This is a genomic window from Turicibacter sp. T129 (genome assembly GCF_025594975.1).
Classification (GTDB): Bacteria; Bacillota_I; Bacilli_A; order MOL361; family Turicibacteraceae; genus Turicibacter; species Turicibacter bilis.
On record NZ_JAMQUU010000041.1, the window covers coordinates 70,852 to 85,833 of the forward strand.

At 33.4% G+C, this 14,982-nt stretch carries 15 protein-coding genes; 9 read left to right on the forward strand and 6 right to left on the reverse strand.

All coding sequences use genetic code 11. The features are described 5' to 3' along the window. Nucleotides 1–29 precede the first annotated feature (29 nt). Nucleotides 30–1,403 carry a GntP family permease gene (locus NEH75_RS08355; protein ID WP_055304538.1) on the forward strand — a complete coding sequence of 458 codons (1,374 nt, stop codon included), beginning with the start codon at nt 30–32 and terminating at the stop codon, nt 1,401–1,403. Between the two features lie 15 nt (nt 1,404–1,418). Here NEH75_RS08355 and NEH75_RS08360 read toward each other — a convergent pair whose 3' ends face one another. Continuing rightward, nucleotides 1,419–1,823, reverse strand: a complete 405-nt coding sequence (locus tag NEH75_RS08360) for a helix-turn-helix domain-containing protein (RefSeq protein ID WP_055243548.1) — start codon at nt 1,821–1,823, stop codon at nt 1,419–1,421. 130 nt (nt 1,824–1,953) lie between these two features. Here NEH75_RS08360 and NEH75_RS08365 point away from each other — a divergent pair, with 130 nt between their 5' ends. Together NEH75_RS08365 and NEH75_RS08370 are read left to right on the forward strand one after the other, a co-directional pair. Further along, nucleotides 1,954–3,933, forward strand: a complete 1,980-nt coding sequence (locus NEH75_RS08365) for a M28 family peptidase (RefSeq protein WP_262948777.1) — start codon at nt 1,954–1,956, stop codon at nt 3,931–3,933. 315 nt (nt 3,934–4,248) lie between these two features. Continuing rightward, on the forward strand, nt 4,249–4,707 hold the full coding sequence (locus NEH75_RS08370) for a YdeI/OmpD-associated family protein (RefSeq protein ID WP_055304542.1): 459 nt from the start codon (nt 4,249–4,251) through the stop codon (nt 4,705–4,707). Between the two features lie 313 nt (nt 4,708–5,020). Here the strand turns inward: NEH75_RS08370 and NEH75_RS08375 are convergent, their stop codons facing one another. Beyond that, a complete protein-coding gene (locus NEH75_RS08375) occupies nt 5,021–5,266 on the reverse strand; it encodes a hypothetical protein (protein WP_055304544.1) in 246 nt (81 codons plus the stop codon). Between the two features lie 355 nt (nt 5,267–5,621). Here NEH75_RS08375 and NEH75_RS08380 point away from each other — a divergent pair, with 355 nt between their 5' ends. Then, the gene (locus NEH75_RS08380; protein ID WP_055244902.1) at nt 5,622–5,921 is read left to right on the forward strand and encodes a (2Fe-2S)-binding protein; all 300 of its coding nucleotides are present in this window, start codon (nt 5,622–5,624) and stop codon (nt 5,919–5,921) included. Between the two features lie 23 nt (nt 5,922–5,944). Here NEH75_RS08380 and NEH75_RS08385 read toward each other — a convergent pair whose 3' ends face one another. After that, nucleotides 5,945–6,772: a metallophosphoesterase gene (locus NEH75_RS08385; RefSeq protein WP_055304545.1), complete on the reverse strand. Its 828-nt coding sequence runs from the start codon at nt 6,770–6,772 to the stop codon at nt 5,945–5,947. A 463-nt stretch (nt 6,773–7,235) separates the two neighbouring features. Between NEH75_RS08385 and brnQ the strand changes: the two genes are divergently transcribed. Next, nucleotides 7,236–8,516, forward strand: coding sequence for a branched-chain amino acid transport system II carrier protein (gene brnQ / locus NEH75_RS08390; RefSeq protein WP_212724755.1), 1,281 nt, complete (start codon nt 7,236–7,238; stop codon nt 8,514–8,516). 68 nt (nt 8,517–8,584) lie between these two features. Further along, nucleotides 8,585–8,884, forward strand: coding sequence for a (2Fe-2S)-binding protein (locus NEH75_RS08395; protein WP_055244897.1), 300 nt, complete (start codon nt 8,585–8,587; stop codon nt 8,882–8,884). 173 nt (nt 8,885–9,057) lie between these two features. Here NEH75_RS08395 and NEH75_RS08400 read toward each other — a convergent pair whose 3' ends face one another. Then, nucleotides 9,058–9,873, reverse strand: a complete 816-nt coding sequence (locus NEH75_RS08400; protein ID WP_055244895.1) for a MerR family transcriptional regulator — start codon at nt 9,871–9,873, stop codon at nt 9,058–9,060. Nucleotides 9,874–9,943: 70 nt separating this feature from the next. On the opposite strand from NEH75_RS08400, the gene NEH75_RS08405 reads away from it, so the two are divergent. Then, nucleotides 9,944–11,269 (forward strand): MATE family efflux transporter, encoded by a 1,326-nt coding sequence (locus NEH75_RS08405; RefSeq protein ID WP_237257897.1) that lies wholly within the window; start codon nt 9,944–9,946, stop codon nt 11,267–11,269. Between the two features lie 43 nt (nt 11,270–11,312). On the opposite strand, the gene NEH75_RS08410 is transcribed toward NEH75_RS08405, so the two are convergent. Beyond that, on the reverse strand, nt 11,313–11,876 hold the full coding sequence (locus NEH75_RS08410) for an SH3 domain-containing protein (RefSeq protein WP_055244893.1): 564 nt from the start codon (nt 11,874–11,876) through the stop codon (nt 11,313–11,315). Nucleotides 11,877–12,051: 175 nt separating this feature from the next. Beyond that, on the reverse strand, nt 12,052–12,708 hold the full coding sequence (locus NEH75_RS08415; protein ID WP_055244891.1) for a hypothetical protein: 657 nt from the start codon (nt 12,706–12,708) through the stop codon (nt 12,052–12,054). A gap of 194 nt (nt 12,709–12,902) precedes the next feature. Between NEH75_RS08415 and NEH75_RS08420 the strand changes: the two genes are divergently transcribed. Then, entirely contained in the window at nt 12,903–13,673 is a 771-nt protein-coding gene (locus tag NEH75_RS08420) for an alpha/beta hydrolase (RefSeq protein ID WP_055304549.1), read from the forward strand. Nucleotides 13,674–14,067: 394 nt separating this feature from the next. Further along, complete coding sequence (locus NEH75_RS08425; RefSeq protein WP_238580581.1) at nt 14,068–14,973, forward strand: ComEC/Rec2 family competence protein; 906 nt, start codon at nt 14,068–14,070, stop codon at nt 14,971–14,973. The last annotated feature ends 9 nt before the right edge of the window (nt 14,974–14,982 follow it).

The window sequence follows — 14,982 nt, forward strand, 5'->3', positions numbered from 1 at the left end:
TTTCAAAACTTGAAAGGAGGTAATGATTCTTGAGTCATCTCATCATTTTAATACTTTCACTTAGCGCGATTATGATTTTAGCTTACCGAGGATACTCGACAATTATCACCGCCCCCATTATTTCACTCATAACTTTATTTCTGACTTTTGGATTAGATAGTCATCTGATGGCTAACTATACTCTAGTCTATATGGACGGATTTGCGGGATTTGTTAAAAACTATTTTCCACTATTTTTAACAGGAGCAATTTTTGCTAAATTGATGGAGGAAACGGGTTATGCGCATGCAATTGCTCACTTTATAACCAAATGGATCCAACCTAAGCGAGCGATTTTAGCCGTTGTCCTTTCCGGTGCACTCCTAACTTATGGAGGTGTTTCTCTTTTTGTCGTTGCTTTTGTTCTTTATCCCATTGCAACATTACTCTTTAAAGAAGCCGATATTCCAAAACGACTCATTCCTGGAACAATCGCTCTTGGTGCTTTTACATTTACGATGACAGCTTTACCAGGAAGTCCTGAAATTCAAAACATCATTCCTATGACTTACTTCCAAACAGATACTTTTGCTGCTCCAATTATTGGCCTCATTGCTAGCATCTTGATATTTACTTTAGGAATGATCTACCTAAACTTTCGAGCAAAATCTGCCCATAAAAATCATGAGGGCTACGGGTTTAATGAAGAAATGAAATCAAAAACATCTTCTAAAACACCATCAATTTGGTTAGCTATCTCCCCGATTATAATCATCTTCGCCTTGAACCTCTTCTTCTCAAAAGTCTACTATCCAAATGTAGATGGGACTTATCTAGAATCGTTCAATACAACACTCGATAGTATGTCTGGAACATGGAGCGTTATTATCTCAATCGCAATTGCGATTTTATTTATCCTTTTATTGAATATCAAAAAACTTAAAAACCTCCAATCTATTTTAGATACCGGAGTTAAAAATTCATTTATTCCCCTTTTAAACTCAAGTGCTATTGTCGGTTATGGAAGTATCATCAAAACACTTCCTATTTTCCTTGGAATTCAAACCATGATTTTAAACCTTTCACCGAATCCAATTATTGCTGAGGCCCTTTCAGTTAATATCATTTGTGGTCTAACTGCCTCTGCCTCAGGTGGTCTTGGAATTACCTTAAATGCTTTAGCACCAACATTTTTACAAATGAGTGAGCCTCTTGGAATTACACCAGAAATTCTACATCGTATTGCGTCTTTATCATCTGGCGGATTAGATACACTTCCTCATAACGGAGCCGTCATTACAACACTAGCGATTTTTGGCCTAACACACAAACAAGCTTATAAAGATATCTTTGTGACATCCGTTGTTATTCCAATCTTCGTTACTTTCTTGATCGTACTAGGAACCTCTGTAATTTTTATCTAAAATAAAAACGCCGATTTATCGGCGTTTTTTTAATCTTATTAAGTAATAAAATCCAACTCCAATCCCACCACAGGTTATCCCTACCATTAGATGATTAAAAATAAATCCCATCATCATCATTAAAATCATCCCTATGATCAAAATACTATTCTCTATTAAATCATCTTCAGACGTCTCAACTTCTTGTTCATAAAATCCTAAACGCTCTAATGTTCTGAGGTTAATTCGATCTCTTAATAATTCATCTAAACTTACATTAAACCAATCTGATAATGCCATTAAACTATGCATATCTGGTATTTCGTCCCCTTCTTCCCACTTTGCAACTAACTGTTGTGGAACACCAATTTCTTCTGCCAGTTTTTCCTGGGAAATCCCTTTCGCTCTTCTTAATAATTGTAGTTTTTCGTTAAACTCCATCTCTTATCCCCCTTTTTACTTCTATCGTATTCATTTTCTATAATAGATATACATTTCTCATCAAGACAGGAACCTATTTACTACTTTTCTACTATGATATAGAAGCGATAGAAATAAGGAGGAGGACAGTATGGACTACCAAAAAGATTTAGATGCCTTTTATGATTCTATTAATGTTGATTATGCGGCCTATGTGGCTAATACTCTTTCTCAGTTTGGATCAAATGAAACTCTTGGATTTCGAATGGCTGGTTCAGAAGCAGAACTTGCAGCCGGTCATTTTTTATATCAAGAATTTAACAGTATTGGTTTAAAAAATGTTCGAAAAGAAAAAGTAATCGTTGATTCATGGGAGTTTAAGAATGGAGAGCTCTATTATCTAGATCAAAAGAATACGCCTCAAAAAATCACTTTAAGCGCCTATGCAAGCAACTGTATCCATGAGAATAAAACCTTTGACCTTGTTTATGTGGGGAAAGGAACAAAAAAAGATTACGAGAACATCGACGTTAAAGGAAAATTAGTACTCATTGATTTAGACTCTTATATTGGTTGCCAAATTGGTATTTGCGCCGTACAAGCAAGACAAAAAGGAGCTTATGGAATCATTGCTGCTCCTATAAATGAAAATCAAAAACTTCCAGCTGATGCGCTCACTTATGAAAATTTTACGGCACCCGCTGATATTCCAGCCTTTTCGATTAGTTTAAAAGATGCTTATATTCTTAAAACATTATTAATTCAATCACCTTCTTCTAAGATTTCGGTTATCTTGAATTGTTATAGTAAAGTTTCGCCTGATAGTACCTCATATAATATTATTGGTGAGATTCCAGGGAGAAATCCGAATGATATTATTTTAGTTATGTCTCATTATGATGGATTATTTCACAATTTTCATAGCGGAGCTTGTGGGTGTGGTTTACTACTAAGCTTAGCCCGTGCTTTAATTAATAGTCATTATATTCCGAGTAAAACAATTATCTTCATTGCCCATAGTGCGAAAGAATGGGGATTAACAAATTCCTCTTTCAATTGGTCCATTGGTGGATATCAACAGATTACTAAAAATCATCCTGAATGGGCCGAAAAAGCATTCGTTGCTATTAATTTAGAAGGTTTTGTCGCTCATGATGAATACGATTATCATCATATCCGTACGGCTTATGAATATAAGGAATTGGTTAATGCGATTCAAAAAATTGTAACGGGCTGTCCTTATAAACAAGGTTGTCTCATTGATGCACCAACCACCATCTTAAGTGATGACTTTGCCTACTCTCAAAGTGGGGTACCTACGATTATTAGTTATCGCCCAATTAACGAGAACCATTTAACGACTTATCAGACAAACTATGACCTAATTCACAATCACTTTAGTCGATCAGCTTTTGAATATTGTCATAAACTATATGGAACGATCATCATTTTATTTGATCAAATGAAGATTAAGCCCTTCAATTTTGAGAAACTGTTTCATGCCTTAGAAGAAAGTCTCGACTTTGAATCTTATCATCATTATAAAGAGCTCTATTTCCTCATCCATGATGCGAAATGGTGCGCTAAAAATCTTTATGAGTTTACTCAACGTAATCACTTTACTGATTCTGAAGCGAAATATATTAATCAACAGCTTCACTATCTCTACTTAATGATTCAGCAATCTTTTGTACGACTTTCATGGTATGGAGCAAATATTTTCCCACACGAAGCTCATCAAGAAAATATCCTTCATCTTCGTGAGGCGATTCGACTATTAAAAAAAGAAAAGCTAAAATCTGCCGTTGAACAGCTTTGTCGAGTTGACCTGAATCTCTATGCCTTCTACTTCGATAAAAGAACATATCAATTCTATATTCATCAGTCCTGTCATCAAGATGACGAACATTTAACTTGGGGACGAGATTTATTATTAAGTGAGCTCGATCTTTATGATATTATTGAAACGCTTCAGCGTAAGCATTCTTGGGAAGATATTTATGTTGAAATCCAGCATCTAAAAGAGATCTTAAAAGAAGAAGAGTTTCGCCAAGAAAAAGTGATTGAAGAAGAAATGGTGCATCTTAAACAAATCATTGATTGGATGCGCTCATTGTATCGACGTCCATAAATGCATAGTATAATAATCTATATACATAGCAAAATGTATTTCATATACTAACCATCAGGCTTAGTACACAAGTCTTTTTGATAAAAAGGCCAACTATAGTAGGGCTGGGGCACCTAGCGATTTCTCAAAGAAATCTAATCCCCCACTACTAGGGCATGGGCCACCTGCCGTTTCCAACGGAAATGTATCCTCCGCTGGTAGGGCATGGGTTACCTGCCATGCGAAGCATTTATCCTCAACCGGCAAGACTTTAGTTTTTACGATGTTAAAAACTTATCTGGACTTATATATATCATTGATAAGGTTGTGATTGTCATGCAAAAATTCAATGCAAAAATTATCGAAGCACCAAGAGGAGGAGCCTACGTTGAAATTCCCTTTAATGTTGAAGACATCTACCATGCAAAAAGAGTTAAAGTAAAAGCCTTATTTGAGACGATTGAATATCGTGGATCACTTGTTAAAATGGGAACTGATTGTCATATTCTTGGCATGCCAAAAGCCATTCGCGAGAAACTAAATAAACAAATTGGAGATTCAGTGTCTGTGACCATTGAAAAAGACGAAGAAGAACGAATCATCGAACTTCCAGTGGAATTTAAAGAAATCCTCCATCAGGAAACTGAAGCATTAGCCTTTTGGGAGACACTCTCATACTCTAATCAAAAAAAGTATATGACTTGGATAACTTCTGCTAAAAAAGAAGACACAAAAATGAAACGAATAGAGTCAGCTATCCAAAAATTAATTAATAAAGAACGCTATGTTAGATAACGTTATTGATAAGTGGGATAAAAAAATGGATTGGATAAGGTTAAATATAAAGTCATTTTTGTAATAACTTTTGTAAGAAATTAAATACTGTTCATAAATTTATAACCGAAAAAATGAGTGGTGCAAAAAGCACTACAAAAACAAAGAAGTTTTTAATAGAAAAGTCTCAGAATCATTGATCATAACAAAAAAGCAGCCATTATAAAAATGACTGCTTTTTGTTTGTAAAAACTGAGGTAAATTTAGTTGTTCAATCCTAAACCTGAAACTATTTAGTATTTAAACTGACTCAACATATAAATGTCTAAGACACTTAACCTAAAGCTACAAACAATAATGCAAAATATAATAGAGGAATTAGGTTTAATACTAGTCCTAAAAGACTTACCCACTTTTTCTCATATTTCAAAAATAGCGATAATATAGATAAGACTATCCCGATAATTCCTAATACAATCATAGCTATCATCGAAGAAGTTAAATAAGCAAATACTAAAATATTTAATAGACATCCAATAACAATACTAACTAATCCTAATTTTTTAGATAAACTAGTCATGATTTCCATTCCTCCTTTAAAAAATATTATACATATATTGTAACAAATAAAAAGAAAAGATTCAAAAATTTAACACTTCAATACACCGAAATAACAGGAAGGTAGCTGTCGCATTTATACATGTAAAGGAATTGCCTCAGAATTCACTATTAAATGATATCAGTTCCATTAATTTTTTCATATCGTAAAAAAATTTTAATGGGACTATAGGACGTCTTGATATCAATGTTTTTTATGATTTTAGTTTGAAATGAATAATTTGAAACAACACGTCGATGATTGGACTTAACGTGAGTTATTCTCTATAATGGATAATTGAAGAGCTTAACCAAAATAGAGAAATGAGGGAAAAATAATGAAATTAGAAAAAATTCAAAAACCAGATTACTTAAAAGTTCGTCATGCAATGATTGCAGGGGCTCGTACGATTGAAGATGTTAAAGTAATGACAGATCTTGATACAGTGGAATACGAAAACGACATTAAAGCTATCTTAGCAAGTATCTGTGGATGTAAAGGAACTTCATTAGAACAAGTAGTTACTTTAGCAAATGAAGGAAAAACAATTGAAGAAATCAAAGAAATGACAGGAACTGCTACAGCTTGTGGACGTTGTATTCATTTATTAGAAGCTGTTGTCGCTGCCAAAAAATAAAACTCCATCAGTGATGGAGTTTTTTATTTTGTTTTTAAATAAAAAACGGTAATCTGTGGCACATTGAACAATCGAAAAGGTGCCTTTGTATTTCCAATTCCCGTATTAACATATAAATTCATATCACGATTAATCTCATAAAACCCACGTACATATTTTTCAGCTAACGCTGTTGTCATTAAAGGTCCAACAAATGGGATATATACCTGTCCTCCATGACTATGCCCCGCTACCACTAAATCGACTGGATAATTGATAAAATCATCAGCTAAATCAGGCTCATGTAACATTAAAAGATTAAGGTGATTTTCTTGTATGCCTTTCATTGTCTGAACCGAATCATAATATCCAATCAAGGCATCATCAGCTCCAAAGAGACTAAGCGTCGTTCCTTTAATATTCAACGTTTCATGATTATTGAGTAACACGTTAAAACCAGCTGATTCCATTAAATCTTCATAAAAACGTTCAGCTCCCCCACCATAATCTCGATTCCCAAAAACAGCGTATTTTCCAAATTTAGATTTGATTTTAGATAAAACGATTGCTATTTCATCGATAGCTCCATCATAATTAGCCGCATTATCCATTAAATCACCCGTAAATAAAACGAGATCTACGTCTTGTTCATTGATTTTATCAACGACTTCTTGTAAATCTTCAAGCGTAAAAAAGTCACCTATATGTGTATCTGAAAATTGCACGACTTTAATCGCTTCGCCTTGAATTTTACTAAGTGGCACATCATGAGAAATCACTCGTAACAACTTTGGTTCAACAAAGGTTGAATAAAGTATGATTAAAATTCCAAATAAAATGAAATACCCTAATCGCTTAAAAAATACTTTCATCTGCTCATCCTCTATACTCTCGTTTGTTATCTTTACAAAATTATATTGTACTCCCCTTAAATTTAAATCACAAATACTATTTTTAAATTAATTTCACTTTAAATGTCGAAAGATTTATTAATCTATTTAATCCTTATTAATTGCTTTCATTTGGAAATTTTAGTATAATAAGCTCAATCATATTTTATAATTAAGAAAGGATGACGCCAGATGAATTCAACATTAACTAATCTGTATGATTATAGCTATTATTGTTAAGTTTGTATTTATGCTTGGAGTCATTCCCATCATAGGTACAAACTTTTAGACGTTTGTCTCTATGATGGCTATCTCTTATATAAAATAGATGCCACATAGATAAAAAACTATGTGGCCCTTTTATTAAAAGCTTATCGAATTACCACATAGTCTATTGAAACTATGTGGTTTTTTTATTCATACGATAGAAAAGAGGAGAAAAAAGATGAAGCAAAAAAAAGATATCATTATTGTAGGATTTGCATTATTTTCAGTATTTTTCGGAGCAAGTAATTTAATTTTCCCACCATTTATCGGGGTTACTTCCGGAAGTGAATGGTTAACAAGCTTTTTAGGGTTTGTTTTAGGGGATGTCGGAATTATTTTACTTTCAATTTATGCCATCGCTAAATGTGGTGATTATCAATCCATTGTTGGACGTGCAGGTAAAAATTTTGGACTAAGCCTAGAAATTATTATGATGCTTTGTTTAGGGCCAATTTTAGCTATTCCTAGAACAGCCGCAACTACATTTGAGTTAAGTATTACGCCATTAATTCCAGGAGTAAACTCAGTCTTTTTCTCAATTATCTTCTTTGCCTTAACCCTTATATTAACAATTCGTCCAACAAAAGTAATGGATATTATCGGGAAGTTCCTAACTCCTGTTTTATTAATTTGTCTAGCTTTCTTGATTGGAAAAGGAATTATATCTCCACTTGGAACATTAAATAATGAGATTAATTCAAATGAATTATTCGTTACTGGATTAACGCAAGGATATCAAACAATGGATGCTTTAGGAGTTGGAGGAATCACTGCATTCATGATAGCTTCTTTCATAGGGAAAGGATATACCTCACAGGAAGAACGTATTAAGTTAACGATTAACGCAACGATACTTGCTTGTTGTGGGTTAGCCTTAATATATGGTGGGTTAACTTACTTAGGAGCAACTGTTTCTAATCAATTTGATGCCTCTGTTTCTCAAACTGCTTTATTAGTTGCAATTACTCATCAATTAATGGGACAATCAGGAACAATTATTTTAGGTATTATTGTCGCATTAGCTTGCCTAACAACAGCAATTGGTCTAACTTCTATTACAAGTAAATATTTCGAAGACGTGACAAACAAAAAACTAAAATATGAACACATCGCTATTTGTATTTGTACCTTTAGCACAATTGCCTCAACAATTGGAGTCGATCAAATTATTGCGCTATCAGTTCCTATCTTAACTATTATTTACCCAGTATCCATTATCCTAGTTATTTTAAGTGTCTTAAAAAAATTCTTTAGTAACAATTTATCCTTCGTTTTTGCAGGATACACAACATTACTAATCAGTGCTCTATCTGCCGCTAATGTTTCATTTATGAATGAACTACCTTTAGCAAATTTAGGTTTAAACTGGCTTCTACCATCTTTACTTGTCGCAATAGTAGGAGAAATGATTGGCACTAAAAAATTATTAACCGTCAAAAGTCCTATTAAAGAATTATAAATAGGTATATTAACGGAGGTAATCTCTCATTCTAAAAATATAATCTATACAGAAAGGAAGCATTGCCGATGTCTTTACCAAGAGAAGAATATATTGAAATTCGTCATGCTCAAGCTAAAGGAGCTCGTACGATTGATGACATCTTAAAAATGACGTCCATTCAAGCTGATACTCCTGAAAAAATGAAAGAAATTGAGGATGTTCTATATCTTGCATGTAGCTGCAAAAAGGTATCAGTTGAAGAAGTAGCGATTGCTGTTCAAAATGGTGCAGATACAGTTGAAAAAATCCAAGAGCTTACAGAAGCAGGGACAGTCTGTGGACGCTGCATCCCAATCTTAGAAAATATTTTAGAACTTAAACATTAAAGACCTTGCGGAGCAAGGTCTTTTTCATTACATCATATTTTTTAAACGTTGCATCACTTGTGGATAACTTTGATATTCCTTAATTTTATTGTAAATATTGCGTCATCCGTTTACATTAACAGATTCATTAAGTTGATAAGAAAAAGGGGTTATCTATTTTGAGATAGTCCCTTTTATTTTAGTTGAACTTGAATTTGAATTTGCGTTAAATAATTATCGTATCCAATAACTGAAATTTCATCTAGAATAAACTCTTCGTAGGAATAACCTGAGAATTCCAGGTTATTTTGTTTAGCAAATTCAATCATTCGATCATAGGTTTGATACGTTGTATCGTATGACCCACGATGATAAGCAATCAAATATAATCCTTTTGGTTTCAAAAAAACCGTCTGAGCTTGAGTGACATCTTCGATTCGAGAATAAAAATGAGTATAGTCTAGATACTCTTTCTTAGCTAACCGCTGTGGATCAATCATGACTCCTACAGAATCCCAAGTCGTATATGAATTAAAATCTTCCCGCTTCATAAACTCAGATAAATGATCAAAAAATTCTCGATGATTAAATTGATCTAATTCAGGACTAATCATAAAATATTCTGCTTCCATCTGCTTTAACTCAATTTCATCGCCTATTAACAAGATCGCTCGTTTTGTCATTTCGACTTTTTCATGCATGATTTGTTTTAAAGTCTTTAAATGTTCAATTTCTCGATCAATTTGATCTATCTTCTGAGAAAAAAGGTGGATCAGTTGTTCTGGACTGCGACTATCTAAATAAGTTTTAATTTCTTGCAGTGACATTCCCATTTCCTTTAATACCGAAATCACCCCAAAAACTTCAAACTGTTGATAACTATAGTAACGATAACCATTAGGCTTTTTAATCGCTGGTTTAAAAATTCCAATCTCATCGTAATGAAAAAGGGTCTGCTTTTTAACCCCCCAAAGTTTTGCAAATTCTCCAGTCGTAAAATACTGATTCATACCTCATGCTCCTCTTGACTATACGGTAACCATATGCTTTATGATAATTAAGAAAGGTGGGATTAACCTAATGAATACAGATAGTAAACAGTTAACCTTTAAATCATTTATGGCTTTTACAACGCCAACGATGATTATGATTGTTTTTTTATCACTTTACACGATCATTGATGGAATTTTTGTCTCACGATTTGTTGGACAAAATGCATTATCAGCCATTAATATCACGCTTCCACTGATTAGCTTAACGTATGGGATTGCATTTATGTTTGCAACCGGTGGTAGTGCCATTGTAGCAAAAAAATTTGGGGAAGGCAATTCGTTGGAAGGGAAACAAAATTTCTCATTCATTGTTTTATGCAGTGTGATTATTGGGATGTTCTTAATGATTATAGAACTTACATTTCTTCCAAATCTACTAAAGCTTCTTGGTGCAACAGAGAATCTTTATTCTTATTGTTATGAGTATGGATTTATTATCACTTTATTTACGCCAATTGCAATCCTAAAATCATTGTTTGATTATTTCATGGTGACCGCAAACAATCCTAAATTAGGACTCATAAATACGTTAATTGGTGGATTTACGAATATGATTCTTGATTATGTCTTTATCGTTGTTTTTAATTTAGGGATTTCAGGCGCTGCGTTAGCAACAGGGATTGGACTTTTAATTCCTTCTATGATTGGTTCAATCTATTTCATGAACCAAAAAAATTATCTTCATTTCACGAAGCCTAAATTAAAATGGGATGTTCTCATTCAAAGTATGTCAAATGGATTATCAGAAATGGTCACAAACTTATCCACAGCTGTCACGACACTTCTTTTTAATCTAATGATGATTAAGTATTTAGGTGAAGATGGGGTTGCTTCGATTACCATTGTTTTATATGCTCAATTCTTATTAATGTCTGTGTACTTAGGATTTTCATCAGGAGCAGCCCCTTTAATTAGTTTCAGTTATGGTGAAAACAATCATCCACAATTAAAACAATTAATCAAATATAGCTATCACTTCATTAGCGTTGCCTCAGTTGTAACGTTTGTACTTGCCTTAATTCTTGCGTCAACCATTATTAAGATATTTACCGGTGGTGAAACTGAGGTCTATCATATCACAAAAAGTGGCTTTTATCTGTTCTCCTTTAGTTTCTTACCGATTGGAATTAATATTTTTGCTTCCGCTATGTTCACTGCTTTTTCTAACGGAAAAGTATCAGCACTAATTTCAGTTTTAAGAAGTTTAATTCTCGTCATCATCGGTGTTATCCTCTTACCAATCCTCCTCGGAGTGAACGGTATTTGGTTAACCATCCCATTTGCTGAGTTCATCACTGTCGTGATTTCTATTAGTTTAACGAAAAGATATGCTAGTTATTATCATTATGAATAAAAACATTAAAGGGGCTGTCTCAAAATGAGATAACCCCTTTTCATTATTTAAATGTTAAATATTCCGCATAAACGTATCCAATTTCTCCTTCAAAAGAAATTTGAATCCATTCATCACTATAATAACGATCTAATACCTTAACCTTGTCTCCTGCATCTAAATTTCCGATGATATCTGTTCCTGTTGCTGCTTTCGCACGAACATTTACTCCATCAACATTACAATAAGCCTCATTATTATTTGTTTGAACTGGAGTTTGTTCCTGTTGTACTGGTTTTTCAGATTGTTGCTGCCCAGTTTCATGTGTTTGATCTGACGACTGCTCATTTGATGAATCTGTTGCTGGTGGTGTCACTTCTTCTTGCTTTTGATCAACCGATGTATCTTGATTTACATCTATTGAATCATCTGATGTTTCCACTTCAACTTTATCATAAGTTAAATAATCATTTTCAGATTTAGGTTGCTCATATGTAGCAGCCATAACACCTGTATAAACAATTAATCCCGCACCTAATGCTGTTAAAAGCCCGATAATTGAAACACCAAGCTTCTGTGTCCATGAAGTGACTTTTCCATCAAATTCATCTTTTTTCTTCGATTTCATCTTAATCCCTCCCGTGTTAAATCCTGTTGCAAAATCATTAAATAAATCGAGAATTTTATTATTTTAATTAATCATATCATAATTTAGTAGAATAATTATGTATTTTTCACTGACATTATCCCCCAATTAAAAAAGATTCAGCCTCAGTTTCCTACTGGACCGAATCTTTTATGCTTCAGTTTTCATCTTCTAAAAATTCAACTTGAGGCCGTGTTCCTACCCCATCATAAGTTATTAAATAATCGACTCGATTCTCTTTATACTCAATCACAATTTTAGTATGTGGAATGCCTTCCGGTAATGAACATTCTATATCTAAGATTTGACCATCTTCGACAATTTGTGTCTCTAATAAAGGAGTACCTTCAATTAACTTATCATCTTCATATCTAACTTGATAAATTGTAATCTTTGAGCCAATATGTTGTGGAATAACCAACAGTCGTTCATCACTTGGTTCTTGATTATATTCAATCACATCCAAATGGTCTACTATAGCTAATTGTTGCTCTGTTGGTTCATGAATAATAGCAGCGAGTTGTTTCTCACTCATCTGTAACTGTAGTAATTCCACTGCCTGATTGACCGTCGCACTCACAAGACAATCGACACGCTCCTCATTTTCGTCTGTTTGATTAATAGGTTCTTCGATTTGATCTGATTTTAAAACTGGTGTTTTAATTTCTACCTCGGAGTCAATAGGCGGCTTTTGTCCTTCAGCTGGAATATTTATAGAAGGTTGTGGATAAGTAATATCCATTGGTTGATTACTCGACTGACATGCTGATAAAATTCCAATTAAAATCCCTATTAACCCCCACTTTAATTTCATGATTCATCCTCCCTACAACGAGTTCTTTTACTAGTATTAGTCTATGCAACAGCAATTCAATCGAAACAAATCATCCCTATTTTCACTCTCATTTTTTCGACATAATCTTTATTTCTAGCGTCAGTAAACGCTTTTATTTAACAAGTGATGTATGATATGGTAGGATTATCATTTCTATCCTAGGGGGAATTTTTATGGCAATAGTAGAAGTAAATTTTCATTCAACATGTCTCAACCGAATGGTCACTTATAAAGCAATTATTCCAACCGAGCATCCAATCAAAAATCAACCCTTCAAAACACTCTATCTTTTACATGGATTTACAGATAATCATACTCAATGGTTGATGGGCTCACGTATTGCTCTACTTGCCGAGCAAGCTCGTCTAGCAGTTATTATGCCGGCAGGAGAAAATAGCTTTTATGTCGATGATGAACGACGTGGTCATCTATATGGTGAATTTATCGGTCGTGAGCTTGTAGAACAGACACGAGAAATGTTCCATCTTTCAACGAAACGTGAAGATACCTTTATTGCTGGCCTTTCAATGGGGGGATACGGAGCTGTTCGAAATGGCTTAAAATATCACGAAACATTTAGTCACATCGCTGGCCTTTCTTCAGCCTTTATCTTGGATCGTGCTCTAAACTCAACACCACATGCTGAATCGATTCTTGAACGTCGTTCCTATTTTGAAAGCATCTTTGGAAACTTAGATGAGCTCATCGGAAGTGATAAAGATTACAAAGCATTAATTCAAAAGTTAAAAAATGAAGCTGTGGATATTCCACAACTTTATCTCGCATGTGGAACAGAAGATTTCTTAATTGAACAAAATCGTGATTATCGTGACTTCCTAAAACAAGAAGCTATTGAATTTACATATGTTGAATCCCCTGGAATTCATGACTGGAAATTCTGGGATACCTACATTGAAAAAGTGATCGAATGGTTACCTTTATAAAATAGAAAGTTCGGCGAATGCCGAACTTTTTATTTATTTAATGAAAAGTAAAATTACTGCTTTCCTATCAAATAGCCCATTTTATAAAATGATTAAACTTCTCACTTTTTCACTATAAAATCCATTTTTCTACTGTTTAAAGTTAATAAACGACAAACATACTATATATAAACTAGAATTAGCGACTTTTTATATGCGGAATATCTATTATTTTTTTCAAATTGTGAGGCTATGTTTCCAAAATACGATTCATAAACTAATAAAATATAAATCATTTTCAATGAATTTCTACTTTTTTTATATACTAATACTACCGAGATTTTTATGATTTTGTGCTATGCTAAATTCAAATAATATTGGTTCACAATGATGTTATAGAATGGAGTTTTTATATATGACGAAACCCTTTTCCTCAAAACTACATTTTACATTGCTTCTTCTCATTAATATCACGCTCTTATCCGCTTGTCACTCAGGTGATTTAAGTAAAGAAAATCGACTTACCACCTCTGTTAATTTAAGTGATGCTCCCTTAGAAATCAATATTCTCGAAACAGGGAAATCAGATTGTATCGTTATTAAAGTTGAGGATAAAACGGTAATGATTGATACAGGTCTTGATCAAAATGGTGAAAAAATTGCAGATTTTCTAGAAAAAGAACAAATTGATGTCATTGATTACCTCATTATTTCTCACCTAGATAAAGATCATATTGGTGGAGCGGAAACTATTTTAGATGAAGTAGCTGTTTCAAATGTCATTCAGCCCAACTACACCCGTGATACAAAACAATATAAACAATATACAAAAGCACTAAACGACCATGAACTAACTCCCATTTATCTAATAAATGATATGACCTTTAAACTGAATGATGCAACATTCATCATTTCTCCTCCATTACAAGAAGAATATGAACTATCTAATGACTATTCACTCATTACTTCTGTTTCATATGGTAACCAAAGCTTCCTATTTGCAGGAGATGCTGAAAGTATCCGCCTTAGCGAATTTTTAGCAACAAGCCCACTACACTATACATTATTAAAATTACCTCATCATGGAAGATATAGTGAAAAAATCGATGAATTATTAACGGCCATTTCACCAACCTATGGAATTATTACTTGTTCAGAAGAAGAATATGCGGATACAGAGGTACTTGAATTATTAGCAAAACATCATGTCCAAACACTCATGACAAGTGATGGACCTATCGTCATTCGAAGTGATGGAAAAAATATTAGTGTGCATCAACAACTAAAAACGATTATTTCTTTCAAACAAAAAGGAGACTAAATTAACTTA

Coding starts and splice junctions, on each gene's coding strand:
- NEH75_RS08360 (WP_055243548.1), bottom strand. CDS start 1,823: ATGGAGTTTAACGAAAAACTACAATTATTAAGAAGAGCGAAAGGGATT.
- NEH75_RS08365 (WP_262948777.1), top strand. CDS start 1,954: ATGGACTACCAAAAAGATTTAGATGCCTTTTATGATTCTATTAATGTT.
- NEH75_RS08370 (WP_055304542.1), top strand. CDS start 4,249: ATGCAAAAATTCAATGCAAAAATTATCGAAGCACCAAGAGGAGGAGCC.
- NEH75_RS08375 (WP_055304544.1), bottom strand. CDS start 5,266: ATGACTAGTTTATCTAAAAAATTAGGATTAGTTAGTATTGTTATTGGA.
- NEH75_RS08380 (WP_055244902.1), top strand. CDS start 5,622: ATGAAATTAGAAAAAATTCAAAAACCAGATTACTTAAAAGTTCGTCAT.
- NEH75_RS08385 (WP_055304545.1), bottom strand. CDS start 6,772: ATGAAAGTATTTTTTAAGCGATTAGGGTATTTCATTTTATTTGGAATT.
- brnQ (WP_212724755.1), top strand. CDS start 7,236: ATGAAGCAAAAAAAAGATATCATTATTGTAGGATTTGCATTATTTTCA.
- NEH75_RS08395 (WP_055244897.1), top strand. CDS start 8,585: ATGTCTTTACCAAGAGAAGAATATATTGAAATTCGTCATGCTCAAGCT.
- NEH75_RS08400 (WP_055244895.1), bottom strand. CDS start 9,873: ATGAATCAGTATTTTACGACTGGAGAATTTGCAAAACTTTGGGGGGTT.
- NEH75_RS08405 (WP_237257897.1), top strand. CDS start 9,944: ATGAATACAGATAGTAAACAGTTAACCTTTAAATCATTTATGGCTTTT.
- NEH75_RS08410 (WP_055244893.1), bottom strand. CDS start 11,876: ATGAAATCGAAGAAAAAAGATGAATTTGATGGAAAAGTCACTTCATGG.
- NEH75_RS08415 (WP_055244891.1), bottom strand. CDS start 12,708: ATGAAATTAAAGTGGGGGTTAATAGGGATTTTAATTGGAATTTTATCA.
- NEH75_RS08420 (WP_055304549.1), top strand. CDS start 12,903: ATGGCAATAGTAGAAGTAAATTTTCATTCAACATGTCTCAACCGAATG.
- NEH75_RS08425 (WP_238580581.1), top strand. CDS start 14,068: ATGACGAAACCCTTTTCCTCAAAACTACATTTTACATTGCTTCTTCTC.